This is a genomic window from Escherichia sp. E3659 (assembly GCF_005781135.1).
Lineage (GTDB): Bacteria > Pseudomonadota > Gammaproteobacteria > Enterobacterales > Enterobacteriaceae > Escherichia.
Genome location: NZ_VATQ01000003.1, coordinates 123040 through 148348, shown reverse-complemented (window position 1 = coordinate 148348; position 25309 = coordinate 123040). Strand labels below are relative to the sequence as shown.

The 25309-nt window shown below is 50.7% G+C and carries 25 protein-coding genes; 17 read left to right on the top strand and 8 right to left on the bottom strand.

The features are described from left to right. Positions 1-43: 43 nt before the first annotated feature. Together FEK47_RS03940 and FEK47_RS03935 are read left to right on the top strand one after the other, a co-directional pair. The gene (locus tag FEK47_RS03940) at positions 44-859 is read left to right on the top strand and encodes a Cof-type HAD-IIB family hydrolase (RefSeq protein ID WP_135486460.1); all 816 of its coding nucleotides are present in this window, start codon (positions 44-46) and stop codon (positions 857-859) included. Positions 860-1010: 151 nt separating this feature from the next. After that, positions 1011-2270 carry a DUF1479 domain-containing protein gene (locus FEK47_RS03935; protein ID WP_138183109.1) on the top strand — a complete coding sequence of 420 codons (1260 nt, stop codon included), beginning with the start codon at positions 1011-1013 and terminating at the stop codon, positions 2268-2270. A 221-nt stretch (positions 2271-2491) separates the two neighbouring features. Here the strand turns inward: FEK47_RS03935 and FEK47_RS03930 are convergent, their stop codons facing one another. After that, positions 2492-4084, bottom strand: a complete 1593-nt coding sequence (locus tag FEK47_RS03930) for an ABC-F family ATPase (protein ID WP_130205149.1) — start codon at positions 4082-4084, stop codon at positions 2492-2494. A gap of 218 nt (positions 4085-4302) precedes the next feature. On the opposite strand from FEK47_RS03930, the gene ldtB reads away from it, so the two are divergent. Beyond that, positions 4303-5223, top strand: a complete 921-nt coding sequence (gene ldtB / locus FEK47_RS03925; RefSeq protein ID WP_001056384.1) for a L,D-transpeptidase — start codon at positions 4303-4305, stop codon at positions 5221-5223. 214 nt (positions 5224-5437) lie between these two features. Here ldtB and FEK47_RS03920 read toward each other — a convergent pair whose 3' ends face one another. Together FEK47_RS03920 and mntR are read right to left on the bottom strand one after the other, a co-directional pair. Beyond that, complete coding sequence (locus FEK47_RS03920) at positions 5438-6556, bottom strand: anion transporter (RefSeq protein ID WP_130258165.1); 1119 nt, start codon at positions 6554-6556, stop codon at positions 5438-5440. After that, positions 6553-7020, bottom strand: a complete 468-nt coding sequence (mntR, locus tag FEK47_RS03915) for a manganese-binding transcriptional regulator MntR (RefSeq protein ID WP_130214798.1) — start codon at positions 7018-7020, stop codon at positions 6553-6555. Before mntR ends, FEK47_RS03920 begins: the two co-directional genes overlap by 4 nt. 185 nt (positions 7021-7205) lie before the next feature. Here mntR and mntS point away from each other — a divergent pair, with 185 nt between their 5' ends. Next, positions 7206-7334, top strand: a complete 129-nt coding sequence (gene mntS, locus FEK47_RS03910; protein ID WP_001001761.1) for a manganase accumulation protein MntS — start codon at positions 7206-7208, stop codon at positions 7332-7334. Positions 7335-7604: 270 nt separating this feature from the next. Further along, on the top strand, positions 7605-9188 hold the full coding sequence (opgE, locus tag FEK47_RS03905) for a phosphoethanolamine transferase (RefSeq protein WP_135486461.1): 1584 nt from the start codon (positions 7605-7607) through the stop codon (positions 9186-9188). Between the two features lie 48 nt (positions 9189-9236). Here the strand turns inward: opgE and ompX are convergent, their stop codons facing one another. Continuing rightward, positions 9237-9752 carry an outer membrane protein OmpX gene (gene ompX / locus FEK47_RS03900; protein WP_105289445.1) on the bottom strand — a complete coding sequence of 172 codons (516 nt, stop codon included), beginning with the start codon at positions 9750-9752 and terminating at the stop codon, positions 9237-9239. 52 nt (positions 9753-9804) lie between these two features. Beyond that, on the bottom strand, positions 9805-9870 hold the full coding sequence (locus FEK47_RS03895; RefSeq protein WP_120795379.1) for a protein YliM: 66 nt from the start codon (positions 9868-9870) through the stop codon (positions 9805-9807). 233 nt (positions 9871-10103) lie between these two features. On the opposite strand from FEK47_RS03895, the gene rhtA reads away from it, so the two are divergent. From rhtA to ybiO, 6 genes are all read left to right on the top strand, one after another. Further along, entirely contained in the window at positions 10104-10991 is an 888-nt protein-coding gene (gene rhtA / locus FEK47_RS03890; RefSeq protein WP_130205141.1) for a threonine/homoserine exporter RhtA, read from the top strand. Between the two features lie 298 nt (positions 10992-11289). Continuing rightward, on the top strand, positions 11290-11793 hold the full coding sequence (gene dps, locus FEK47_RS03885) for a DNA starvation/stationary phase protection protein Dps (protein ID WP_064530112.1): 504 nt from the start codon (positions 11290-11292) through the stop codon (positions 11791-11793). A gap of 403 nt (positions 11794-12196) precedes the next feature. Then, positions 12197-12943 (top strand): glutamine ABC transporter substrate-binding protein GlnH, encoded by a 747-nt coding sequence (glnH, locus tag FEK47_RS03875; protein ID WP_130205139.1) that lies wholly within the window; start codon positions 12197-12199, stop codon positions 12941-12943. A 107-nt stretch (positions 12944-13050) separates the two neighbouring features. Continuing rightward, positions 13051-13710: a glutamine ABC transporter permease GlnP gene (gene glnP, locus FEK47_RS03870; protein WP_061090926.1), complete on the top strand. Its 660-nt coding sequence runs from the start codon at positions 13051-13053 to the stop codon at positions 13708-13710. Continuing rightward, on the top strand, positions 13707-14429 hold the full coding sequence (gene glnQ / locus FEK47_RS03865; protein ID WP_000569080.1) for a glutamine ABC transporter ATP-binding protein GlnQ: 723 nt from the start codon (positions 13707-13709) through the stop codon (positions 14427-14429). Before glnP ends, glnQ begins: the two co-directional genes overlap by 4 nt. 260 nt (positions 14430-14689) lie before the next feature. Then, positions 14690-16915: a mechanosensitive channel protein gene (gene ybiO, locus FEK47_RS03860; RefSeq protein WP_001267216.1), complete on the top strand. Its 2226-nt coding sequence runs from the start codon at positions 14690-14692 to the stop codon at positions 16913-16915. Here ybiO and rlmF read toward each other — a convergent pair. Next, positions 16912-17838, bottom strand: coding sequence for a 23S rRNA (adenine(1618)-N(6))-methyltransferase RlmF (gene rlmF, locus FEK47_RS03855; protein ID WP_001275941.1), 927 nt, complete (start codon positions 17836-17838; stop codon positions 16912-16914). The genes ybiO and rlmF overlap by 4 nt on opposite strands. A gap of 275 nt (positions 17839-18113) precedes the next feature. On the opposite strand from rlmF, the gene mcbA reads away from it, so the two are divergent. From mcbA to ybiJ, 6 genes are all read left to right on the top strand, one after another. Continuing rightward, positions 18114-18374 carry a DUF1471 family periplasmic protein McbA gene (gene mcbA, locus FEK47_RS03850; RefSeq protein ID WP_130205133.1) on the top strand — a complete coding sequence of 87 codons (261 nt, stop codon included), beginning with the start codon at positions 18114-18116 and terminating at the stop codon, positions 18372-18374. A gap of 264 nt (positions 18375-18638) precedes the next feature. Continuing rightward, positions 18639-20921 (top strand): catecholate siderophore receptor Fiu, encoded by a 2283-nt coding sequence (locus FEK47_RS03845; protein ID WP_135486462.1) that lies wholly within the window; start codon positions 18639-18641, stop codon positions 20919-20921. A 55-nt stretch (positions 20922-20976) separates the two neighbouring features. Then, positions 20977-21294: a hypothetical protein gene (locus FEK47_RS03840; protein ID WP_130222198.1), complete on the top strand. Its 318-nt coding sequence runs from the start codon at positions 20977-20979 to the stop codon at positions 21292-21294. A gap of 49 nt (positions 21295-21343) precedes the next feature. Beyond that, on the top strand, positions 21344-22021 hold the full coding sequence (ybiX, locus tag FEK47_RS03835) for a PKHD-type hydroxylase YbiX (RefSeq protein ID WP_135486463.1): 678 nt from the start codon (positions 21344-21346) through the stop codon (positions 22019-22021). A 73-nt stretch (positions 22022-22094) separates the two neighbouring features. After that, positions 22095-22361 (top strand): C4-type zinc finger protein YbiI, encoded by a 267-nt coding sequence (ybiI, locus tag FEK47_RS03830; RefSeq protein ID WP_000146357.1) that lies wholly within the window; start codon positions 22095-22097, stop codon positions 22359-22361. Between the two features lie 264 nt (positions 22362-22625). Continuing rightward, entirely contained in the window at positions 22626-22886 is a 261-nt protein-coding gene (gene ybiJ / locus FEK47_RS03825; protein WP_000849301.1) for a DUF1471 family protein YbiJ, read from the top strand. Positions 22887-23114: 228 nt separating this feature from the next. Here the strand turns inward: ybiJ and hcxB are convergent, their stop codons facing one another. Together hcxB and ybiB are read right to left on the bottom strand one after the other, a co-directional pair. Beyond that, a complete protein-coding gene (gene hcxB / locus FEK47_RS03820) occupies positions 23115-24200 on the bottom strand; it encodes a hydroxycarboxylate dehydrogenase HcXB (RefSeq protein WP_135486464.1) in 1086 nt (361 codons plus the stop codon). A 140-nt stretch (positions 24201-24340) separates the two neighbouring features. Next, a complete protein-coding gene (gene ybiB / locus FEK47_RS03815) occupies positions 24341-25303 on the bottom strand; it encodes a DNA-binding protein YbiB (RefSeq protein ID WP_135486465.1) in 963 nt (320 codons plus the stop codon). Positions 25304-25309 lie beyond the last annotated feature (6 nt).

Below are 25309 nucleotides of genomic sequence, written 5' to 3'. Positions count from 1 at the left end.
TATTACACTGTGGCGGTTTGCATTCATTGCCAGGAGCACTTCTATGAGCGTAAAAGTTATCGTCACAGACATGGACGGTACTTTTCTAAACGACGCCAAAACGTACAATCATGAGCGTTTTATGGCGCAGTATCAGGAACTGAAAAAGCGCGATATTGAGTTCGTTGTCGCCAGCGGTAACCAGTATTACCAGCTCATTTCCTTCTTCCCTGAGCTAAAAGATGAAATCTCTTTTGTTGCAGAAAACGGCGCTCTGGTTTACGAACACGGCAAGCAGCTTTTTCACGGCGAACTGACCCGACATGAATCGCAGATTGTTATTGGCGAGTTATTGAAAGATAAACAACTGAATTTTGTTGCCTGTGGTCTGCAAAGTGCATACATCAGTGAAAATGCCCCGGAATCATTCGTTGCATTGATGGCAAAACACTACCATCGCCTGAAACCTGTAAAGGAGTACCAGGACATTGACGACGTACTGTTCAAGTTTTCTCTGAACCTGCCGGATGAACAGATCCCACAGGTGATAGACAAACTGCACATTGCACTCGACGGCATTATGAAACCGGTGACCAGTGGTTTTGGGTTTATTGACCTGATTATACCTGGCCTGCATAAAGCGAACGGTATTTCACGGTTGATAAAACGCTGGGATTTGTCGCCGCAAAATGTAGTGGCAATTGGTGACAGCGGTAACGACGCCGAAATGTTAAAAATGGCGCATTACTCTTTTGCAATGGGCAATGCTGCTGAAAGTATTAAACAAATCGCTCATTACGCTACGGATGACAATAATCATGAAGGCGCGCTGAATGTAATTCAGGCGGTGCTGGATAACATCGCTCCTTTCAATAGTTGATCTTCCCCCGGGCCGGAGTGACCACTTCGGCCTCTCGCCTTTTTGCTCGCTTTGTGCGGTGACTCAAGATCTTTATCTTGCGTTAACTTATTTTTAACCTAAAGTATCAATCGTAATCATTTTACTTTCGAACGAAAGATGAGAGGTTGATATGACTTTTTCCTGTGAGACGCTGCCCACAGATGCGAAAGCGGCTATCCGAGAAATGAAAGCTGCGCTGCGGGAACAGCTCGGTGATGTACAACAGGTTTTCGATACACTCTCTGCAAAAATCGAAACGCGTGTTGCTGAAATCGATGCCCTAAAAGCGCAAGGGTTGCCGGTTTGGCCAGAAGTTTCTTATAGCGATATTGCCGCAGGTACAGTAAGCGATGTCACTCGCAATGAAATTAAACGTTGCGGCTGTGCAGTAATAAAAGGTCATTTCCCTCGCGAGCAGGCGCTGGCGTGGGATCGTGCCATGCTCGATTATCTCGATATCAATCATTTTGATGATGTTTATAAAGGTCCTGGCGACAGTTTTTTCGGCTCACTGGAGGCTTCTCGTCCCGAAATCTATCCCATTTACTGGTCACAAGCACAGATGCAAGCGCGGCAGAGCGAAAATATGGCTGCTGTGCAATCTTTCCTAAACCGCCTGTGGAAGTCTGAAAGCAACGGCAAACAGTGGTTTGATCCTGATATCAGTGTGATTTACCCGGACAGGATCCGCCGTCGTCCTCCAGGTACTACATCTAAAGGTCTGGGCGCACATACCGATTCTGGTGCGCTGGAACGGTGGTTATTGCCCGCTTATCAGCGCGTTTTTGCCAATGTGTTCAATGGTAATTTCGATGATTACGATCCCTGGGATGCTGCACACCGGACCGATGTCGAAGAGTACACGGTGGATAACACGACCAAATGTTCAGTGTTCCGCACGTTTCAAGGCTGGACTGCGCTCTCTGATATGTTATCGGGTCAGGGATTGTTGCATGTGGTGCCTATCCCGGAAGCGATGGCGTATGTTTTATTGCGCCCGCTGCTGGATGACGTACCGGACGATGAACTGTGCGGGGTTGCACCTGGCAAAGTTCTGCCCATTTCAGAGAAATGGCATCCGCTACTGATTAAAGCGCTGACATCCATTCCCGCGATAACAGCAGGGGATTCCGTCTGGTGGCACTGCGATGTGATTCACTCCGTCGCGCCAGTAGACAATCAACAGGGTTGGGGCAACGTGATGTATATCCCTGCTGCGCCAATGTGCGAGAAAAATCGGGCTTATGCACACAAAGTCAAAATGGCGCTGGAAAAAGGCGCATCACCGGGCGACTTCCCGCGTGAAGATTATGAAGCAAACTGGGAAGGCCGCTTTACGCTGGATGATCTGAACATTCACGGTAAGCGCGCACTGGGCATGGACGTGTAAGAGTTGATGGATTATTGGAAGTGAGGTTAAGAAAGTAGGTTCGATGTTGCTCAGATTGCTGACAAAGTGCGCTTTGTTCATGCCGGATGCGGCCTACAAAGTCTTGCAGATTCAATATATTGCAGGGACTGCGTAGGCCTGATAAGCGTAGCGCATCAGGCAATCTTGCGTTTGTCCTCAGCCGCCGTCACCCCGACTGTATCGGGGTGACGGGCAATAACTTACTCGATCCCTCTGCTACGCAGATAATCTTCGTAATTACCGCTAAAGTCGATCACGCGTTCCGGGGTGATTTCCAGAATGCGGGTTGCCAGGGAGCTTACAAACTCACGGTCGTGAGAAACAAAGATCAGCGTACCCTGATACAGTTCCAGCGCCATGTTCAGTGACTCGATGGATTCCATATCCAGGTGGTTGGTCGGTTCGTCCATGATCAGAATGTTCGGCTTCTGCATCATTAACTTACCAAACAGCATCCGCCCTTTTTCTCCACCGGAAAGCACTTTCGCAGGCTTTTTGATGTCGTCCTGGCTGAACAGTAAACGACCAAGAATGCTGCGTACCGCCTGCTCATCATCGCCTTCCTGCTTCCACTGACTCATCCATTCGAACACGGTCAGATCATTTTCGAACTCATATTCGTGGTCCTGGGCATAGTAACCAATGCGCGCGTTCTCAGACCATTTTACGGTGCCGCTGTCCGGTTGCAGATCGCCCACCAGCGTTTTCAACAGGGTCGATTTACCGACGCCGTTGGTACCCAGTACCGCAAGTTTTTCACCGACTTCCAGCAGCAGGTTGAGATTTTTAAACAGCGGACCGTTATCAAAACCTTTAGTCAGACCTTCCACCTCCAGCGCGTTACGGAACAGTTTCTTATCCTGTTCAAAACGGATGAATGGGTTCTGACGACTGGAGGCTTTTACCTCTTCCAGTTTGATTTTATCAATCTGACGCGCGCGCGATGTCGCCTGGCGAGATTTAGAGGCGTTGGCGCTAAAGCGGCTAACGAAGGATTGCAGCTCAGCAATCTGCGCTTTCTTCTTGGCATTATCAGCCAGCAGACGTTCACGCGCCTGAGTCGCGGCCGTCATGTACTCATCGTAGTTGCCCGGATAAACGCGCAGTTCGCCGTAGTCCAGATCCGCCATGTGGGTACAAACCATGTTGAGGAAGTGACGGTCGTGCGAAATGATGATCATGGTACTGTCACGCTCGTTCAGCACCTGCTCCAGCCAGCGAATGGTGTCGATGTCCAGGTTGTTGGTCGGTTCGTCGAGCAGGAGAATGTCCGGATCTGCAAACAGCGCCTGCGCCAGCAGCACACGCAGCTTCCAGCCAGGAGCAACTTCACTCATCGGGCCGTAGTGTTGTTCCAGTGGAATACCGACGCCAAGCAACAATTCCCCCGCACGCGATTCTGCAGAGTAACCATCCATTTCGCCGTATTTCACTTCCAGATCGGCCACTTTGTAGCCATCTTCTTCGCTCATTTCCGGCAAAGCATAGATGCGGTCGCGCTCTTGCTTCACTTCCCACAACTCTTTATGCCCCATGATCACCGTATCCAGCACGGTGTACTCTTCAAAGGCAAATTGATCCTGGCGCAGCTTACCAATGCGCTCATTCGGATCGAGGGAAACGTTGCCCAGCGTCGGCTCAAGGTCGCCGCCGAGGATTTTCATAAAGGTGGATTTACCACTACCGTTCGCGCCAATCAGGCCGTAACGGTTGCCGCCGCCAAATTTGACGGAAATGTTTTCAAACAACGGCTTACTGCCGAACTGCATGGTGACGTTACTGGAAACTAACACAGGCGTATCCTGAAAAGAGATATGACAAACCGCGTATTATGCCATAAGTCTGAAAGAAGATCCCGTCCCCCGCTTAAGGTCTACACTCTTCCCAAAGGCAAAAAATGTGATTTAGTACACATCTGATTTCACTGTTAGCTGGAATGAACATATAATGCGCTTCCAATACTCTAATATTCTCAACCTAATGGCCTGCCAGGCACTAAATCTCGCTTAACATGAATATGAAATTGAAAACATTATTCGCAGCGGCCTTCGCTGTTGTCGGCTTTTGCAGTACCGCCTCTGCGGTAACTTATCCTCTGCCAACCGACGGGAGTCGCCTGGTTGGTCAGAATCAGGTGATCACTATCCCTGAAGGTAACACTCAGCCGCTGGAGTATTTTGCTGCCGAGTACCAGATGGGTCTTTCCAACATGATGGAAGCTAACCCTGGTGTGGATACCTTCCTGCCGAAAGGCGGCACCGTACTGAACATTCCACAGCAGTTGATCCTGCCAGATACCGTACATGAAGGTATCGTGATTAACAGCGCAGAGATGCGTTTGTACTACTATCCGAAAGGGACCAACACCGTTATCGTGTTGCCGATCGGCATTGGTCAGTTAGGTAAAGATACACCTATCAACTGGACCACCAAAGTAGAGCGTAAGAAAGCAGGCCCGACCTGGACACCGACCGCCAAAATGCACGCCGAGTACCGCGCAGCAGGCGAACCGCTTCCGGCTGTCGTTCCGGCTGGCCCGGATAACCCGATGGGACTGTATGCACTGTACATCGGTCGCCTGTACGCTATCCACGGCACCAACGCTAACTTCGGTATCGGCCTGCGTGTAAGTCATGGCTGTGTGCGTCTGCGTAACGAAGACATCAAATTCCTGTTCGAGAAAGTGCCAGTCGGTACTCGCGTGCAGTTTATTGATGAGCCGGTAAAAGCGACTACCGAGCCAGACGGCAGCCGTTATATTGAAGTCCATAACCCGCTGTCTACCACTGAAGCCCAGTTTGAAGGTCAGGAAATTGTACCGATTACTCTGACGAAGAGCGTGCAGACAGTGACTGGTCAGCCAGACGTTGATCAGGTTGTTCTGGATGAAGCGATTAAAAACCGTTCCGGGATGCCGGTTCGTCTGAATTAATCGTTAAAACTTAAGCAAAAGGCGGAGTGATAATCCGCCTGAGGCTGCTGATGGCAATACATAATTGCCTGATGCGCTACGCTTATCAGGCCTACGCAGAACCTGCAATATATTGAATCCGCAAGTTTTTGTAGGCCGCATCCGGCATGAACAAAGCGCGTATTACCAACAATCAGAGGCGGACTAATAATCCGCCTTTTTAATTTGCCCGACCTTACCCCGCCGGGATCATAACCAACAAAACATATCCCACCAGCGCCGCCCACAACAGCATCGGTATTGAATAGAGATGGAAACGCCACCAGATACGGCGATCGTTCGCCATCCGTAGCGCAATCAAATTTGCCAGCGATCCGGGTAATAAACCAAAGCCACCTACGTTTACCGCCCATGCCAGTAGTAAAGACGGTGGCACATAATTGAGCAGCAAAATCGTGCTCGGCACGTTACTGATTACCTGCGATAAACCAATCGCCGTCAGCCATAATCCAGGTTCAGATAAATGACTCACGTTGCTCAACACGCCCTGTAATACCGGAAGTTGGGTCAGTAAATGGACGTCGATAAACATCGCCATAAACACCAGCAGCAACGTCCAGTCCACGCTCAGCACCACGCGACGCGCCAGCAGCGCAAAGCCCGCCGCCACAATCACTAGCCCCCACAGCTCTTGTTTCAACTCCAGCGCCATAAGGAAGACGATATACAGCCCCAGACAACTCCACACCAGCCGAGGTTTCCACTCCGGCATCTGCGAACCGGTATGGTATTGCAGCGCCTTTCCAGGGAAACAACACCAACACAGCAGCAGTAGTGTCAGCATCATCGCACCAGCCAGCGGGGCCATTTGGGCAATAAAACCGACAAACGAAAGATCAGAGCGTCCCCAGATTAGGATATTTTGCGGATTGCCAATCGGCGTCAGCAACGATCCGGCATTCACCGCCAACGCCTCGAAAATAATCAGCCGATTAACCGGGATCTCACACAGTCTTTTTAGCGTGATGGTCAGCGGAACAACAATAAACAGCGCGACGTCGTTGGTCAGAAACGTAGAAAGCAGCGCCGCTGCCAGCACCATAAACATCGCCAGTCGACGCTCAGTAGCAAAACGGCGCACCATTTTGCGCCCAAGCACATCAAAATAACCGCTTAACTCGACGCCTTTGGTCAGCAGCATCAGGCCACTTAAGGTGATGATGGTGTGCCAGTCAATAGCGCCAGGCCAGGACTTAGGTGTGAAAGGAACGAAAAAACTTAATCCGATGCCAACGAGAATTAATAACTGAAAAAAGCGATCGCCTTGCAGCGTGCGTAAAAAAGGCAGACTCATTTGGCACCGTGTTTCTGGGTAAACAAACGAAAGGCGTCCAGCGTCTCTTCACTGACATGGTGCTCCATGCCTTCCGCGTCGCGACGGGCGATTTCCGGGCTAACGCCCAATACCAGCAAGAAGTTTTCAACTATCTGATGCCGCTCGCGGCTTTCCTGTGCCAGCTTCTCTCCTTCCGCCGTTAAAAACACGCCACGCCAGGGGATCATTTCAATCAATCCCATTGTTGCCAGGCGCTTAAGCATTTTAGCCACCGTAGGTTGAGAGACTCCCAGACGGGCGGCCATATCAACCTGGCGCGCTTCTCCCACCTCCATCATCAGGTCAGAAATCAGCTCAACGTAATCGTCGATAAGTTCACGGCGATGTGCCTCTCTGACCTGGCGGAATCCTTCAACGTGCTCTTCCACGTTCACTAACTGCGTCACTTTTTTTGCTGTTGGCGTACCTGCGCGACGACTCATTGTGCTTCCTCATTATGGTGACGCATGGATAGCGTTCTCATTTCGTGCACACATTGTAAACCAGAGTTGCTAAGGCACAAAAATTTAACGTTTTAGCAATAGCTATATAATATAGCCTGTGCTATATCTGTATGTAATGCAATCATCCCTCATGGATCGACGGGATTAGCAAGTCAGGAGGTCTTATGAATGAGTTCAAGAGGTGTATGCGCGTGTTTAGTCACTCTCCCTTTAAAGTACGGTTAATGCTGCTCTCGATGTTGTGCGATATGGTCAACAACAAACCGCAGCAAGATAAACCTTCCGATAAATAGCGGCGTCGCGGTACGCCGCTTTACTCCTGCTTTATTGCAGGCATAGATTGTTCTGGATTGAAAACCCCCACTTTTTATCGGACTTGCTATTCTCTTCGCAAAAGATTTGTTCCTCAGTAGTTGACCTGAACGGCAGCTCGCTCTATCTTCTTGCAGCCCTGCGTATATTGCGGCTCGCAGATGCGGACCCTTCCCCCTCTTCACGCACTCTTGCAGGTATTGACCCTTGACGCCAGGGTAAGCACATGGCGTTTGTTACGATAGTGGCATATGAACTTAACCCTTAAAGAATCGCTTGTTTCCCGTAGCCGGGTTTTTAGCCCGTGGACTGCGTTCTACTTTTTACAGTCGCTATTGATTAACCTTGGTTTAGGTTATCCCTTTAGTTTTCTCTATACCGCCGCTTTTACTGCCGTTTTGCTTTTGTTATGGCGGATGTTGCCGCGCGTGCAAAAAACCTTAATAGGTGTCTGTTCGCTGGTGGCGGCCTGTTATTTTCCTTTTGCTCAGGCGTACGGTGCGCCTAACTTCAATACATTGCTGGCGCTGCATTCCACCAATATGGAAGAGTCGACCGAAATTCTTACGATCTTCCCGTGGTATAGCTATCTGGTCGGCTTATTTATTTTTGCGCTCGGCGTGATTGCGATCAGACGGAAAAAAGAGGATGAAAAAGCACGCTGGAAAAAATTCGACACCCTATGTCTGGTATTCAGTGTGGCGACATTTTTTGTCGCTCCGGTTCAAAATCTCGCCTGGGGCGGCGTATTTAAACTGAAAGACACCGGTTATCCGGTATTTCGTTTTGCTAAGGATGTCATCGTCAATAATAACGAGGTGATTGAAGAGCAAGAACGGATGGCGAAACTTTCCGGGATGAAAGATACCTGGACAGTCACTGCGGTTAAACCAAAATATCACACTTATGTGGTGGTCATTGGCGAAAGCGCACGTCGCGATGCCCTCGGTGCCTTTGGTGGTCACTGGAACAATACCCCGTTTGCCAGCAGCGTTAACGGCCTGATTTTTTCTGATTATATTGCTGCCAGTGGCTCCACACAGAAATCTCTCGGATTAACGCTTAACCGCGTAGTCGATGGCAAGCCACAGTTTCAGGATAACTTTGTGACCCTGGCCAACCGAGCAGGATTCCAGACCTGGTGGTTTTCTAATCAGGGGCAAATAGGCGAATACGATACGGCCATCGCCAGCATCGCTAAACGTGCAGATGAAGTGCACTTCCTGAAAAACGGTAATTTTGAAGCAGATAAGAACGCTAAAGACGAAGAACTACTGACAATGACCGCTCAGGTGTTGGCGGAAGAACACTCGCAGCCGCAACTGATTGTTTTGCATCTGATGGGCTCACATCCTCAGGCTTGTGACCGGACACAAGGCAAATACGAAACCTTTGTACAATCGAAAGAAACATCGTGCTATCTCTACACCATGACGCAGACGGACGATTTGCTGCGCAAACTGTACGACCAGTTACGCAACAGCGGCAGCAGTTTCTCCATGGTTTATTTTTCAGACCACGGTTTAGCCTTTAAAGAACGCGGAAAAGAAGTGCAATACCTGGCCCACGATGATAAATATCAGCAGAATTTTCAGGTGCCTTTTATGGTCATTTCCAGCGACGATAAAGCGCACAGGGTGATTAAAGCCCGCCGTTCAGCCAATGATTTCTTAGGTTTTTTCTCACAGTGGACGGGAATTAAAGCGCAGGAAATCAACATCAACTACCCGTTTATTTCCGAGAAGAAAGCCGGGCCGATATACATCACCAACTTCCAGTTACAGAAGGTGGATTACAACCATCTCGGAACCGATATTTTCGACCCGAAACCTTAAAAACAAAAATCCGCCCCGAGGGGCGGATTTTTTATATCACCGAAGTGATTAGAAGCGGTAACCAACACCGGCAATCCAGGTGCCTACGTCAACGCTACGAATACGGCTCTGCTCGTAAGAGAAGTCCAGCGCAACGTTTTCGATTGGGTTGAACTGCAGACCTGCGCCGTAGGAGAAACCGTAGTCGCTGGTGTCGTGTTTATAGGTCGGGTAGTTGGTGTCCTGGAATTTACCGTAGCCCACACCTACAACACCGTAGATGCTCGCCCAGTCGTTGATGCGGTATGCCGGACCAGCGGTGATGCCGTAGTACTGGGTTTTGTTGTAATCGCCTGCACTGTTAGTACGACTTTTTTCAGTGTAAGTGAAAGAACCGATCACACCCAGCGGGCTGTTGTCTTCTTCATAGCGGTATTTCAGGTTGAAACCGCCCATTTTGTTCATTTTGCCCTGAGCGTCGCTCTGAGCGTAACCGCCAGTTACGGTAGAAGTAGCAGCTACGGAAGTACCTGCGGTGAAAGCCAGAACTGCGGCCAGTGCTGAAAGACATGCAATTTTTTTCATAACCACCTCAAATGTGATTCAAATAAGTCCTAAGCTTTAAATATATCAAAAATTAATGGGAAACTCTTCGCGATTTGTGATGTCTAACGGGCCATTTCATGTAACAGAACGTTTCCACATGCCGCTATCCATCTAAATTTAAATCACTTTTTCAGTGAACTGCGTAAGTATTACGCATATTTTCACTGCCGTTCATCCAGATTATTCCTAATCACCAAGCTGATGAATCAATCAATCCTGGCGCATTTTAGTCAAAACGGGGAAAAATTTTTCAACAAATGCTCAACCAGTTTTAGTTATATCCAGTACACTCCTCGCTTTACCTGACTATACAAATTTATGGGGGAACGGATGCCAGGGACATTACGTAAAATGCCGGTCTGGTTACCGATATTATTATTGCTCGTTGCCATGGCGTCTATTCAGGGCGGGGCCTCATTAGCAAAGTCGCTTTTTCCATTGGTTGGCGCGCCGGGCGTGACTGCACTGCGTCTGGCGCTGGGAACACTGATTCTTATCGCATTCTTTAAACCGTGGCGACTGCGGTTTGCCAAAGAACAGCGCTTGCCGCTGTTGTTTTACGGCATCTCACTGGGTGGAATGAACTATCTTTTTTATCTTGCTATTCAGACCGTACCGCTTGGGATTGCGGTGGCGCTGGAGTTCACCGGGCCACTGGCAGTGGCGCTGTTCTCTTCTCGTCGCCCCGTAGACTTTGTTTGGGTTGTGCTGGTGGTACTCGGCCTGTGGTTCCTGCTGCCTCTGGGGCAGGATGTTTCGCATGTCGACCTAACCGGCTGTGCGCTGGCGCTCGGTGCCGGTGCTTGTTGGGCTATCTACATATTAAGTGGGCAACGCGCCGGTGCGGAACACGGCCCGGCGACGGTGGCTATCGGTTCGCTGATTGCAGCGCTTATTTTCGTGCCGATTGGCGCATTCCAGGCTGGAGAGGCGCTCTGGCACTGGTCGGTTGTTCCATTGGGTCTGGCTGTCGCTATCCTCTCTACCGCTCTGCCCTATTCGCTTGAGATGATTGCCCTCACCCGTCTGCCGACCCGGACATTTGGTACGCTAATGAGTATGGAACCTGCACTGGCTGCCGTTTCCGGAATGATTTTCCTCGGTGAGACATTGGCGCCAATACAACTGCTGGCCCTCGGCGCGATTATTGCCGCCTCAATGGGCTCAACGCTGACAGCGCGCAAAGAGACTAAAATTAAAGAATTAGATATTAATTAAACCTATCTTTCTGCATGGTTATGCATAACCATGCAGAATATTACACGACTCTTCATCCCTTCCTTTTTTATATATCTTGTTATCCCAAAACCTATTATCTGTGAATAGTTCGCGTAAAAAAGAAAATAAGAATCGTCTTCAGCAATATACATAACTATGTGAATTTATATAGTTTTTATTTTTCACGCTTGTTACCGCTATTAGTGTGATAGGGACAGCCAGAATAGCAGAACAACAGGGCGGTGCTATACTTAGTCTCGTTAATTACTGGGACATAACATCAAGAGGATATGAAATTATGAGTACCGCTAAATTAGTCAAAGCAAAAGCGACCAATCTGCTTTATACCCGCAACGATGTCTCTGACAGCGAGAAGAAAGCGACAGTTGAGTTGCTGAATCGCCAGGTTATCCAGTTTATTGATCTCTCTTTGATTACCAAACAAGCGCACTGGAACATGCGCGGCGCTAACTTCATTGCCGTACATGAGATGCTGGATGGTTTCCGTACCGCACTGACCGATCACCTGGATACTATGGCAGAGCGCGCAGTGCAGCTGGGTGGCGTTGCCCTTGGTACCACTCAAGTTATTAACAGCAAAACCCCGCTGAAAAGCTACCCGCTGGACATCCACAGCGTTCAGGATCACCTGAAAGAGCTGGCTGACCGTTACGCGATTGTTGCCAACGACGTGCGCAAAGCGATTGGCGAAGCGAAAGATGACGACACCGCAGATATCCTGACCGCCGCTTCCCGCGACCTGGATAAATTCTTGTGGTTTATCGAATCTAATATCGAATAAATCCATCGCAGATGGTGCAAAACTTAAGTAAGCGATAAAAGCGGCTTCCTGACAGGAGGCCGTTTTGTATTGCTGCCCGCCTTTACGCACTTTTTTAGTGCAACTCATCGCCTTCTCCGCCTGTCAAAGTAAAATACTTGTATCAACAACATCACACAATCGTTACATAAAGATTGTTTTTTCATCAGAATTTACGCTAAATAACCTATGTGTTGAGTGCACTATTTTTGCGCACCACTTTGGCGCCCCAATATGGTGCAGACCGGAGGTGTTGCCCCATAAATTGTGCAACCCGTTTTTACTGCTCCTATAAAAATCAAAGAGTTGTAAAACTGGCACGATTTTTTCATATACGTAAATGTCACGCAGGGGATCGTCCCGTGGATAGAAAAAAGGAAATGCTATGAAGTCTGTATTAAAAGTTTCACTGGCTGCACTGACCCTGGCTTTTGCGGTTTCTTCTCATGCCGCGGATAAAAAACTGGTTGTGGCGACGGATACCGCCTTCGTTCCGTTTGAATTTAAACAGGGCGACAAATACGTTGGTTTTGATGTGGATCTGTGGGCTGCTATCGCCAAAGAACTGAAGCTGGATTACGAACTGAAACCAATGGATTTCAGCGGCATCATCCCAGCACTGCAAACCAAAAACATCGATCTGGCGTTGGCGGGCATTACCATTACCGACGAGCGTAAAAAAGCGATCGATTTCTCTGACGGCTACTACAAAAGCGGCCTGTTAGTGATGGTGAAAGCCAACAATAACGATGTGAAAAGCGTGAAAGATCTCGATGGTAAAGTGGTTGCTGTGAAGAGCGGCACTGGCTCCGTTGATTACGCAAAAGCGAACATCAAAACCAAAGATCTGCGTCAGTTCCCGAACATCGATAACGCCTATATGGAACTGGGTACCAACCGCGCAGACGCCGTCCTGCACGACACACCAAACATTCTTTACTTCATCAAAACCGCCGGGAACGGTCAGTTCAAAGCGGTAGGTGACTCTCTGGAAGCACAGCAATACGGTATTGCGTTCCCGAAAGGTAGCGACGAGCTGCGTGACAAAATCAACGGCGCGTTGAAAACCCTGCGCGAGAACGGCACATACAACGAAATCTACAAAAAATGGTTCGGTACTGAACCGAAATAATGATTGCCTTTAATTTATGGCCCGGTGGCCTTTTGCATACCGGGCCAGCGTTTCGCCCCGCCAGCCTTCTGGCTCGGGTATTTACACCACGGTAACAGGAACAACATATGCAGTTTGACTGGAGTGCCATCTGGCCTGCCATTCCGCTTCTGATTGAAGGCGCCAAAATGACCCTGTGGATTTCGGTCCTCGGTCTGGCTGGCGGCCTGGTTATCGGACTGGCGGCAGGTTTTGCACGCACCTTCGGGGGTTGGATAGCCAACCACGTCGCGCTGGTCTTTATTGAAGTGATCCGCGGCACACCTATCGTCGTCCAGGTGATGTTTATCTACTTCGCCCTGCCGATGGCGTTTAACGACTTACGCATCGACCCGTTTACTGCGGCGGTGGTCACCATCATGATCAACTCCGGCGCGTACATTGCGGAAATCACGCGTGGTGCGGTGCTGTCAATCCACAAAGGTTTTCGTGAAGCAGGACTGGCGCTCGGCCTTTCACGTTGGGAAACCATTCGCTATGTCATTTTACCGCTGGCACTGCGCCGTATGCTGCCGCCGCTGGGTAACCAGTGGATCATCAGCATTAAAGATACCTCGCTGTTTATTGTTATCGGCGTGGCGGAACTGACCCGTCAGGGGCAAGAAATTATTGCCGGTAACTTCCGCGCCCTTGAGATCTGGAGCGCCGTTGCGGTGTTCTATCTGATTATTACCCTGGTGCTGAGCTTTATTCTGCGTCGTCTGGAAAGAAGGATGAAAATCCTGTGATTGAATTTAAAAACGTCTCCAAGCACTTTGGCCCAACCCAGGTGCTGCACAATATCGATTTGAATATTGCCCAGGGCGAAGTCGTGGTGATTATCGGGCCGTCCGGTTCCGGTAAATCGACCCTGCTGCGCTGCATCAACAAACTGGAAGAAATCACCTCCGGCGATCTGATTGTCGATGGTCTGAAGGTTAACGATCCGAAAGTTGACGAGCGCCTGATTCGCCAGGAAGCGGGTATGGTGTTCCAGCAGTTTTATCTTTTCCCGCATCTGACGGCGCTGGAAAACGTCATGTTTGGCCCGCTACGCGTGCGTGGCGCGAACAAAGAAGAGGCGGAAAAACTGGCACGTGAACTGCTGGCGAAAGTCGGTCTGGCGGAACGCGCCCATCACTACCCTTCCGAACTTTCTGGTGGTCAGCAGCAGCGTGTAGCGATTGCCCGCGCGCTGGCGGTGAAACCGAAAATGATGCTGTTTGATGAACCGACTTCCGCTCTTGACCCGGAATTGCGCCATGAAGTGCTGAAGGTTATGCAGGATCTGGCTGAAGAAGGGATGACGATGGTGATCGTGACCCACGAAATCGGTTTTGCCGAGAAAGTAGCTTCGCGCCTGATCTTTATCGACAAAGGCCGGATTGCGGAAGATGGCGATCCGCAGGTGTTGATCAAGAACCCGCCGAGCCAGCGTTTGCAGGAATTTTTACAGCACGTCTCTTAATAAGACACATTGCCTGATGCGCTACGCTTATCAGGCCTGCAGGATATATGGCAACTTATTAAAATTGCATGCACGTGTAGGACGGATAAGACGTTCACGCCGCATCCGGCAAAAAAGCCCGCACGTTGTCAGCAACCTGCTTAATATCCCTTCCTCCCTTTCACCCGAAAGGGAGGAACACCAGATTCCTCTCATTTAAAATCGCCCCTCCCCCAGCATCTATACTTATCTTTTTGCTCTGTTTTCTCACTGGAGGAGTCATGCGGTGGATCCTGTTCATCCTCTTCTGCCTGCTGGGCGCACCTGCCCACGCGGTATCCATACCCGGCGTTACAACCACAACGACAACGGACTCAACGACTGAACCGGCCCCGGAACCGGATATCGAACAAAAAAAAGCGGCTTATGGCGCACTGGCGGATGTACTGGATAATGACACCTCGCGTAAAGAGTTGATCGACCAGTTGCGCACCGTCGCCGCTACGCCCCCTGCGGAACCGGTACCGAAGATCGTGCCGCCGACGCTGGTTGAAGAGCAAACCGTGCTGCAAAAGGTCACCGAAGTCAGCCGCCATTATGGTGAAGCCCTTTCCGCCCGCTTCGGGCAACTTTATCGCAATATCACCGGCTCCCCGCATAAGCCATTTAATCCACAAACCTTCAGCAATGCGCTGAGCCATTTTTCAATGTTAGCGGTATTAGTGTTTGGTTTTTACTGGCTGATTCGCCTGTGCGCACTGCCGCTGTATCGCAAAATGGGTCAGTGGGCGCGGCAAAAAAATCGTGAGCGCAGTAACTGGTTACAGCTTCCGGCGATGATTATCGGGGCGTTTATTATCGACCTGCTGTTACTGGCGCTGACATTATTTGTCGGCCAGGTATTAAGCGACAACCTGAATGCGGGCAGCCGTACCATCGCTTTCCAACAAAGTTTATTTCTCAACGCCTTTGCCCTGATTGAATTTTTCAAAGCCGTACTACGCCTGATTTTTTGCCCAAACGTGGCGGAGCTGCGCCCGTTCACGATTCAGGACGAGAGCGCCCGTTACTGGAGTCGTCGCCTGAGCTGGTTAAGCAGTTTGATAGGTTATGGCCTGATTGTGGCCGTGCCGATTATCTCTAATCAGGTGAATGTACAGATAGGTGCGCTGGCGAACGTCATCATTATGCTGTGCATGACCGTCTGGGCGTTGTACCTGATCTTTCGTAATAAAAAAGAGATTACCCAGCATTTGCTCAACTTTGCGGAGCATTCGCTGGCCTTTTTCAGCCTGTTTATCCGCGCCTTTGCGCTGGTGTGGCACTGGCTGGCAAGCGCCTATTTTATCGTGCTGTTTTTCTTTTCGTTGTTCGATCCGGGCAACAGCCTGAAATTTATGATGGGTGCAACAGTGCGCAGCCTGGCGATTATTGGTATCGCAGCATTTGTTTCCGGTATGTTTTCCCGCTGGCTGGCAAAAACCATCACTCTCTCGCCACATACTCAGCGTAACTATCCGGAGCTGCAAAAACGGCTGAATGGCTGGCTTTCGGCGGCACTGAAAACGGCGCGAATTCTGACCGTCTGCGTGGCGGTAATGTTGCTGTTGAGCGCATGGGGATTGTTCGATTTCTGGAACTGGCTGCAAAACGGCGCGGGGCAGAAAACCGTAGATATCCTGATCCGTATCGCACTCATTCTTTTCTTCTCGGCGGTTGGCTGGACGGTGCTCGCCAGTTTGATCGAAAACCGGCTGGCTTCGGATATTCATGGCCGCCCGCTACCCAGCGCCCGTACGCGAACCCTGCTGACGCTGTTTCGTAACGCGCTGGCGGTGATTATCAGTACCATCACCATCATGATTGTGTTGTCGGAAATCGGCGTCAATATCGCGCCATTGCTGGCAGGTGCCGGGGCATTAGGTCTGGCTATCTCGTTTGGTTCGCAAACGCTGGTGAAAGATATTATCACCGGGGTATTTATTCAGTTTGAAAACGGTATGAACACCGGGGATTTAGTGACCATCGGACCGTTGACCGGCACAGTGGAACGGATGTCGATTCGCTCCGTGGGCGTGCGCCAGGATACCGGGGCGTATCACATCATTCCGTGGTCTTCGATTACCACTTTTGCTAACTTCGTCCGCGGCATTGGTTCGGTGGTGGCAAATTACGATGTTGATCGCCATGAAGATGCTGATAAAGCCAATCAGGCACTGAAAGATGCGGTAGCGGAATTGATGGAAAACGAAGAAATTCGCGGGCTGATTATTGGTGAACCGAACTTTGCCGGGATTGTCGGCTTAAGCAATACCGCGTTTACACTGCGTGTTTCGTTCACTACGCTGCCGCTCAAACAGTGGACGGTACGCTTTGCCCTCGACAGCCAGGTGAAAAAACATTTCGACCTGGCGGGCGTTCGCGCGCCAGTGCAGACTTATCAGGTGCTGCCTGCTCCGGGCGCGACCCCGGCTGAACCGCTGCCGCCGGGGGAGCCAACGCTTTAACGTTGGCGATTAACAAAACGGCGACGCTGCTCGTCGTTCATAAAGGTCCAGGCAATAAAGCGACTCTGCTTTTGCCCCTGGGCCATCTCTTTTTTGACCACTTTCACCGCGCCAACATCCGTCAGAGCACGATACAATGGCGGTAAGTTTTCACCACGAGATACCAGCGAGGTAAACCACATCACCTGCTTCGCGAAGCCTTTGCTCTCTTCAATCATCTTTTTGATAAAGGCGACTTCACCGCCTTCACACCACAACTCCTGTTGCTGACCACCAAAGTTCAGTGCATCGTCTTTGTTCAGCCCAAGGTTACGGCGTTTACGCTCACTACCTGCCCGTGCCGCAGCGGCGGAATCGTGGAATGGCGGGTTACACAAGGTCGCGTCGTATTGCTCGTTTTTATGGATGATGCCGTTAAAAATCGCCCCACTCTCTTTTTGCCGACGCAGACGAATGGCGCGGTTAAGTCCCGGATTAGCACTGATGATCGCCTGCGCACTGCTTAACGCCTGGCTGCTGGTTTCGCTGCCGGTAAAACGCCAGCCATATTCATGTACGCCAATCAGCGGGTAAATACAGTTCGCACCAACGCCGATATCCAGAATGCTGGCATTAGCTGGAATTGTTCCGCTTGCTTCTGCCAGTAAATCGGCAAGGTGATGAATATAATCCGCCCGGCCCGGTACTGGCGGGCAGAGAAAACCGTCCGGAATATCCCAGTTCGCTACGGCGTAAAAATGGGCCAGCAACGCCTTATTGAGCGCCTTCACCGCCAGCGGATTGGCAAAGTCTACGCTTTGCTCCCCGGCGGGTGTAAGCGTGAGGAATTGCCTGAGTTCAGGATTGACCTGACAAAGCGTGGCGAGATCGTAGCGGCTGTGATGACGGTTGCGCGGATGCAACCCCGGTTTCTGGGCGGACATAGCATTCTCCTTTAAGCAGCGGCGTAAGATACCCGCATAACGCGACAGGGTAAATATCTGGCTGCGTTTATCATTTCGAAAGACCTTAACATGACTATGGCTTATAGCAATTCACCATAAAAATCAGCATCATGCATGTCATTGATTTGTCTTGTTTTGTAAAAATATATCGTTCAAAAAATAAGCACATATCTGTCAATTTTTTGCGTCATTTGCATCGCACAGGCGACCTACACTTATCAGGCACTACTCGTTGTATTTCTGAGGATGTCATTATGAAAAAGTGCCTCGCACTACTGATTGCCACCGTCCTGAGCGGAATCTCTCTCACGGCTTATGCCGCGCAGCCTCTGAGTAACCAGGACAGCGGTCAGCTACGGCCCGCCGGTACCGTTTCGGCAACTGGCGCATCAAACCTAAGTGATCTGGAGGATAAACTGGCAGAAAAAGCGCGCGAACAAGGCGCGAAAGGTTATGTCATTAATTCCGCAGGCGGAAATGACCAGATGTTCGGTACTGCAACCATCTACAAATAACCCCACCAACGTAACTGCATTCGCCTCTGGATGCAGTTTTCGCCTATTTTGTAATCAAAAAACATCAAATATGAACGCAATGTAAATAAATGTATTTCTTTTTCGCGCAATGGGTGATAGAAAATCGCGCTAAGTGATAATGCTTATCAAAATTATTATCACTTTCACGAACACTATTACGGGATTAACAGTGGCATCGCATCCGCAGAGATGCTTTCTCGTGACAGTGAAAACTTAAACATATAAGAAAAAGTCACCTGCCAAATGGAAAACAATCGCAATTTCCCTGCCAGACAATTTCACTCGCTCACGTTCTTTGCCGGTCTTTGTATTGGCATCACGCCTGTGGCTCAGGCACTCGCCGCCGAAGGGCAAACTAACGCGGATGACACGCTGGTTGTCGAAGCATCAACGCCTTCGCTTTATGCGCCACAACAATCTGCCGATCCGAAATTCTCGCGTCCGGTAGCGGATACGACCCGCACGATGACGGTGATTTCTGAACAAGTGATTAAAGATCAGGGCGCGACCAACCTTACCGACGCGCTCAAAAACGTCCCCGGCGTAGGCGCATTTTTTGCTGGTGAGAACGGTAACTCCACCACTGGCGACGCCATTTATATGCGCGGTGCCGATACCTCTAACAGTATTTATATTGATGGCATTCGCGATATCGGCAGCGTCTCGCGCGACACCTTCAATACTGAGCAGGTCGAAGTGATTAAAGGTCCGTCCGGCACCGACTACGGGCGCAGCGCGCCGACGGGCTCGATCAATATGATCAGCAAGCAGCCGCGCAATGATTCCGGCATTGACGCCTCCGCCAGTATTGGCAGCGCCTGGTTCCGCCGCGGCACACTGGACGTCAATCAGGTGATTGGCGATTCCTCCGCGGTGCGTCTGAATGTGATGGGCGAAAAAACGCACGATGCCGGACGCGACAAAGTCAAAAATGAGCGTTACGGCGTCGCCCCTTCCGTAGCTTTTGGCCTTGGCACTGCGAATCGTTTGTATCTTAATTATCTGCATGTCACCCAGCACAACACGCCAGACGGCGGCATTCCGACCATCGGTTTGCCGGGCTATTCCGCCCCATCTGCGGGAACGGCGGCACTGAATCATTCCGGAAAAGTAGATACGCATAACTTTTATGGCACGGATTCCGATTACGACGATTCGACCACCGATACCGCCACCATGCGTTTTGAGCACGACATCAACGATAACACCACCATTCGCAATACGACCCGATGGTCGCGCGTGAAGCAGGATTACCTGATGACGGCGATTATGGGCGGGGCGTCGAATATTACCCAGCCTACCAGCGATGTGAATAGTTGGACCTGGTCACGTACGGCGAACACCAAAGATGTGAGTAATAAAATTCTCACCAACCAGACCAACCTGACTACCACGTTTTATACCGGCTCTATCGGTCATGATGTTAGTACTGGCGTGGAATTTACCCGTGAAACGCAGACCAACTACGGCGTTAATCCGGTGACGCTACCGGCGGTGAATATTTATCATCCTGACAGCAGCATTCATCCCGGCGGCCTGACACGCAATGGCGCAAACGCCAATGGTCAGACGGATACCTTCGCAATTTATGCCTTCGATACGCTGCAAATCACCCGTGATTTTGAGCTGAACGGCGGGATCCGCCTGGATAATTATCATACTGAATATGACAGTGCCACCGCCTGCGGCGGCAGTGGACGAGGCGCAGTCACCTGCCCTGCTGGCGTGGCAAACGGTTCTCCGGTCACCACCGTCGACACTGCCAAGTCGGGCAATCTGGTGAACTGGAAAGCCGGGGCGCTGTATCACCTGACGGAAAACGGCAATGTCTATATTAACTATGCCGTTTCCCAGCAGCCGCCGGGCGGCAATAACTTCGCCCTTGCGCAGTCTGGCAGCGGTAACAGCGCCAGCCGCACCGACTTTAAACCACAAAAAGCCAACACCAGTGAGATTGGCACCAAATGGCAGGTGCTGGATAAACGCCTGTTGCTTACCGCCACGCTGTTCCGTACTGATATCGAAAATGAAGTTGAGCAAAACGATGACGGGACTTACTCACAATACGGTAAGAAACGCGTCGAAGGCTATGAAATATCCGTGGCCGGGAATATCACGCCCGCGTGGCAGGTGATTGGCGGCTACACCCAGCAAAAAGCGACCATAAAAAATGGCGCGGATGTGGCTCAGGATGGTTCATCATCACTGCCATATACGCCGGAGCACGCCTTTACCTTATGGAGCCAATATCAGGCAACCGATGATATTTCCGTTGGCGCGGGCGCACGTTACATCGGCAGTATGCATAAAGGTTCAGACGGCGCAGTGGGAACGCCAGCGTTTACCGAAGGTTATTGGGTCGCCGATGCCAAACTGGGATATCGGGTTAATCGCAATCTCGACTTCCAGCTAAACGTCTACAACCTGTTTGATACCGATTACGTCGCCTCAATCAACAAGAGCGGCTACCGTTACCACCCGGGCGAACCAAGAACGTTCCTGCTCACCGCCAATATGCATTTCTGATTCAGATGTGGGGCGCAAGGCTCACTAATGTTGATGGCGAGAACAGGTCTGCCTGATGCGCTGCGCTTATCAGGCCTATAAGGTTGTCCAATGCATTGAATTCACATCATTTGGTAGGCCAGATAAGGCGTTCACGCCGCATCCGGCATCTGAACACCGTTGCCTGATGCGCTGCGCTTATCAGGCCTACAAGGTTGTGCAACACATTGAATTCACATCATTTTGTAGGCCGGATAAGGCGTTCACGCCGCATCCGGCACCTGAGTACCATTGCCTGATGCGCTGCGCTTATCAGGCCTACAAGGTTGTGCAATACATTGAATTCACATCATTTGGTAGGGCAGATAAGGCGTTCACGCCGCATCCGGCATGACTGTTAAAAATCGGTGTGGGGCGCAGGCCCCACTTTTTGGAGCACTTGTATGATGTACCACATTCCCGGCGTGTTATCGCCACAGGACGTCGCGCGTTTTCTTGAACAACTGGAACAAGCCGAATGGGTTGATGGACGCGTCACCACCGGCGCACAAGGCGCACAAGTTAAGAACAATCAGCAAGTTGATATCCGCAGCGCCCTGTACGCCGAATTGCAAAATGAGGTGCTGAACGCGGTTAACCAACATGCTTTGTTCTTTGCCGCGGCCTTGCCGCGTACCCTTTCCACGCCGCTGTTTAATCGCTACCAGAACAATGAAACCTATGGTTTTCATGTGGATGGTGCAGTACGCAGTCACCCGCAAAACGGCTGGATGCGCACTGACCTTTCTGCCACGCTTTTTTTGAGCGATCCACAAAGCTACGACGGCGGCGAACTGGTCGTTAATGATACCTTCGGACAACATCGGGTTAAACTTCCGGCAGGTGATCTGGTGTTATACCCCTCCAGCAGCCTGCATTGCGTGACACCCGTAACCCGCGGCGTGCGAGTGGCATCATTTATGTGGATCCAATCGATGATCCGCGATGATAAAAAGCGCGCCATGCTGTTTGAACTGGACAACAATATTCAGTCGCTGAAAAGCCGCTATGGCGAAAGTGAAGAGATCCTGTCGCTGCTCAATCTTTATCATAATCTGCTGCGGGAATGGTCGGAGATCTGACGCTTGAACTGCCCGAGTTCGTCCCTATATTAGCTACACTTAACTGTACAAGCATTCATATGGGGAGGACGATATGGCATCCGGTTGGGCTAACGATGACGCCGTCAACGAACAGATCAACAGTACAATTGAAGATGCGATCGCTCGCGCTCGGGGTGAAATTCCGCGTGGCGAAAGCCTGTATGAATGTGAAGAGTGTGGCGCCCCCATCCCGCAGGCCCGTCGGGAAGCCATTCCTGGCGTGCGCTTATGCATTCATTGTCAGCAGGAGAAAGATTTACAAAAACCAGCTTATACAGGATATAATCGCAGAGGTTCGAAAGACAGCCAGTTACGTTAACTGCAACTGGCGGGATGTATAGCGAGTATAATTTGTATTTTGCGTGGCATTCCGTGCCTTTAACGCTGCCGTGACTGCCACGCGATATAAAACGGGTCCATAAGTACAACAAATAAATGATTTATCAATATGTTAGATATCAATCAATTTATTTGAACAAGGCGGTCAATTCTCTTCGATTTTATCTCTCGTAAAAAAACGTGATACTCATCACATCGACGAAACAACGTCACTTAAACAAAAATCACCTGCGAGAGATTAATTATGAAAACTATCAATACTGTTGTTGCTGCTATGGCTCTTTCAACTCTGTCATTTGGCGTGTTTGCCGCGGAACCGGTAACGGCATCCCAGGCACAGAACATGAATAAAATCGGCGTGGTTTCTGCCGATGGCGCATCCACCCTCGATGCCCTGGAAGCGAAACTGGCTGAGAAAGCGGCAGCTGCTGGGGCTAGTGGATACAGCATTACTTCCGCCACCAACAACAATAAATTAAGCGGAACTGCGGTTATCTATAAGTAATTCGTAAGTCGGATAAGACGTTTACACCGCATCCGACAACAGATGCCTGATGCGACGCTACCGCGTCTTGTCAGGCCTACAAAATCCGAACCGTTGGTCGGATATGGCGTTTACGCTACATCCAGCAAAAGTATTTCCCTGTCTGTTTGCCGACAGACGCATATGCTCTAACCCTCATTGATCCTATGTTACCCTTGTTTGCCCGTCCGTCACTGGACGGGCTTTTTTTTAGCTGGCTAACAGCTGACAGAAAGCCTGCAACGTCTCTTCCGGCATACCAACCTGTCGCGCCGCATCACAAATGGCCTGCCAGCTTCCCGCATCCAATGGGATCCCCAACTCCTGCCGTTCGCGACGCGTGTTCACTTCCCACTCACCCGGTAGCAAAATCGGCTTATCTTCATCATGCGGCGAAGCTTTCACCCACTCGGCAAAGGCTTCGGTCTGCGCGCTACAATCCGGCGCGCCGAACAGTTCCGGGTTGATGATGATAGTGGTCATGCAGTTAAGAATGGTATCGGGACTGGTTTGTAACGTTTCCTGATGCGTCGTTTTACCGCCAGAAAGCGCCCCGCCAAGAATTTCACACATCGCCGCCAGCGCGTAGCCTTTATGTTCAGCAAAGGTCAACAACGACCCCAACGGCGACTCCTGCATGACCGCCGGATTTGTCGTCGGGACGCCGTTAACATCAATCAGGCAGCCTGGCGGCACGGGAACACCTTTATGCCAGGCGACGCGAGTTTTACCAAATGCGATGGCGCTGGTGGCGTAATCAAGCAACAGCGGGAAGTTATCTTTACGTGGAAAAATCACACAGAACGGATTGGTGCCAAAGCGGCTGTCGCGGCCGTGGAACGGTGCAACCATTGGAATACCCACCACGTTAACAAAGTGGATAGAGACAAACCCCGCCGCCGCGCACTGTTCCGCCCAATAACCGATTCGGCCGATATGATGCGAGTTATGTAGCGCCACGGCGGCAATGCCGTGCTGATGCGCTTTCTCAATCCCCAGCGCCATCGCTTCGTGTGCCGCCACCTGACCAAATGCGCGATCGCCATCAAGCGTGACCACAGCCCCCGCCTCTTTGATAATTTTGGCGTGATGGTTGATTTGCAAAGAACCCAGGCTCCAGGAATGCACATAGCTTGGGATCATGCCAATACCATGTGAATCATGCCCAGCCAGATTTGCCGCGATTAAATGATCGGCAACTAATTTTGCTTCCTGTTCCTCGCTCCCCATCTGACGAAATACAGCCTGAATAAAACGGTGTAGCGTCTGCGCATCAAAGCGATGACCACTTTCCATGGTTAACTCCTGTTTATGTTATATGCCTGTTGCTTTTTTATGCTGCGCGCCAGACGCGGGAAGGTCAATAAAGATGCAGGAATTTCATATTGCGGTGGGGTAAAGGCCGGATGACAGTGCTCATCCGGCTGGGGGAGAACTTAAAATGATTGCTTAACGCGCGCCAGACCGTCGCTAATGGTTGCCACTTCGCCTGCCGCCAGCAGGCAGCAAGCCATCTGGATTTTTAGTGACTGAGGGATCGGTTCGCTGCCAGCCAGGCAACGTTCAATCCACTGCGCCGTGGTTTCCGGGTCTTTGGCTTGTGGCAGTAGCTCGCTGCCAGCAGTGTCCTGTTTTTCATACAGCACCCGCATCCCTTCACGGTCGATCAGATTGATTTGCGGGCAACGTTGCGGATTAGCATACACTTCACCTTCAGTGCCATGCATTAACAGCGCTCGTCCGCCAATATCGCTAAAGAACTTCGCGACGCGTCCGATGTATTCCGGATGCGAAACGCTGGAAAGACGCAGTGCCTCACCTTCGGCAAATGGCGTCGCCAGTTTCGCCAGGGTATGCGCACTGTTACGCACGCCCATCCGCCAGCGCATCGCCAGTTGTTTTTCCAGCGGCGGGCAAAACGCGCCCACAGGCATAAACACCGGTTGATGTTCGTCGAGCTTCGCCTGCGCCTGCCCACCGTGCAACGTTGGCGTAATACCCATCAGTTCGAAAATGGTTTCTGTCAGCACGCGGGTTGGATCTTCGCTAACCCCGTGAACCACCACAGGAAAACCGAGTTTATGCAGCAGAATCGCTAACAACGGCGTCAGGTTGGCCTGTTTACGCGCGCCGTTGTAACTGGGGATGACAATCGGCATCGGCTTGCCTGCAGGCGGCGTCAGCTTGATGGTGTGATTTTGCATGGCTTCGTAAAAGCCGAGCATCTCTGCTTCCCCTTCCCCTTTGATACGCAGCGCAATCAATACGCCGCCCAACTCAAGGTCAGGGACTTCACCGTTGAGCATATGGGCATACAGACCGCGCGCAGTATCCCGGTCTAAATCGCGCGCGTGGTTTTTCCCGCGCCCGATCTCTTTAATGATTTTGCGATAGTCCATTTACGA

Bases quoted from the DNA above. Each gene is read 5' to 3' on its own strand.
- FEK47_RS03940 (WP_135486460.1), top strand. From the start codon at position 44: ATGAGCGTAAAAGTTATCGTCACAGACATGGACGGTACTTTTCTAAAC.
- FEK47_RS03935 (WP_138183109.1), top strand. From the start codon at position 1,011: ATGACTTTTTCCTGTGAGACGCTGCCCACAGATGCGAAAGCGGCTATC.
- ldtB (WP_001056384.1), top strand. From the start codon at position 4,303: ATGAATATGAAATTGAAAACATTATTCGCAGCGGCCTTCGCTGTTGTC.
- FEK47_RS03920 (WP_130258165.1), bottom strand. From the start codon at position 6,556: ATGAGTCTGCCTTTTTTACGCACGCTGCAAGGCGATCGCTTTTTTCAG.
- mntR (WP_130214798.1), bottom strand. From the start codon at position 7,020: ATGAGTCGTCGCGCAGGTACGCCAACAGCAAAAAAAGTGACGCAGTTA.
- mntS (WP_001001761.1), top strand. From the start codon at position 7,206: ATGAATGAGTTCAAGAGGTGTATGCGCGTGTTTAGTCACTCTCCCTTT.
- opgE (WP_135486461.1), top strand. From the start codon at position 7,605: ATGAACTTAACCCTTAAAGAATCGCTTGTTTCCCGTAGCCGGGTTTTT.
- ompX (WP_105289445.1), bottom strand. From the start codon at position 9,752: ATGAAAAAAATTGCATGTCTTTCAGCACTGGCCGCAGTTCTGGCTTTC.
- rhtA (WP_130205141.1), top strand. From the start codon at position 10,104: ATGCCAGGGACATTACGTAAAATGCCGGTCTGGTTACCGATATTATTA.
- dps (WP_064530112.1), top strand. From the start codon at position 11,290: ATGAGTACCGCTAAATTAGTCAAAGCAAAAGCGACCAATCTGCTTTAT.
- glnH (WP_130205139.1), top strand. From the start codon at position 12,197: ATGAAGTCTGTATTAAAAGTTTCACTGGCTGCACTGACCCTGGCTTTT.
- glnP (WP_061090926.1), top strand. From the start codon at position 13,051: ATGCAGTTTGACTGGAGTGCCATCTGGCCTGCCATTCCGCTTCTGATT.
- ybiO (WP_001267216.1), top strand. From the start codon at position 14,690: ATGCGGTGGATCCTGTTCATCCTCTTCTGCCTGCTGGGCGCACCTGCC.
- rlmF (WP_001275941.1), bottom strand. From the start codon at position 17,838: ATGTCCGCCCAGAAACCGGGGTTGCATCCGCGCAACCGTCATCACAGC.
- mcbA (WP_130205133.1), top strand. From the start codon at position 18,114: ATGAAAAAGTGCCTCGCACTACTGATTGCCACCGTCCTGAGCGGAATC.
- FEK47_RS03845 (WP_135486462.1), top strand. From the start codon at position 18,639: ATGGAAAACAATCGCAATTTCCCTGCCAGACAATTTCACTCGCTCACG.
- FEK47_RS03840 (WP_130222198.1), top strand. From the start codon at position 20,977: ATGCGCTGCGCTTATCAGGCCTATAAGGTTGTCCAATGCATTGAATTC.
- ybiX (WP_135486463.1), top strand. From the start codon at position 21,344: ATGATGTACCACATTCCCGGCGTGTTATCGCCACAGGACGTCGCGCGT.
- ybiI (WP_000146357.1), top strand. From the start codon at position 22,095: ATGGCATCCGGTTGGGCTAACGATGACGCCGTCAACGAACAGATCAAC.
- ybiJ (WP_000849301.1), top strand. From the start codon at position 22,626: ATGAAAACTATCAATACTGTTGTTGCTGCTATGGCTCTTTCAACTCTG.
- hcxB (WP_135486464.1), bottom strand. From the start codon at position 24,200: ATGGAAAGTGGTCATCGCTTTGATGCGCAGACGCTACACCGTTTTATT.
- ybiB (WP_135486465.1), bottom strand. From the start codon at position 25,303: ATGGACTATCGCAAAATCATTAAAGAGATCGGGCGCGGGAAAAACCAC.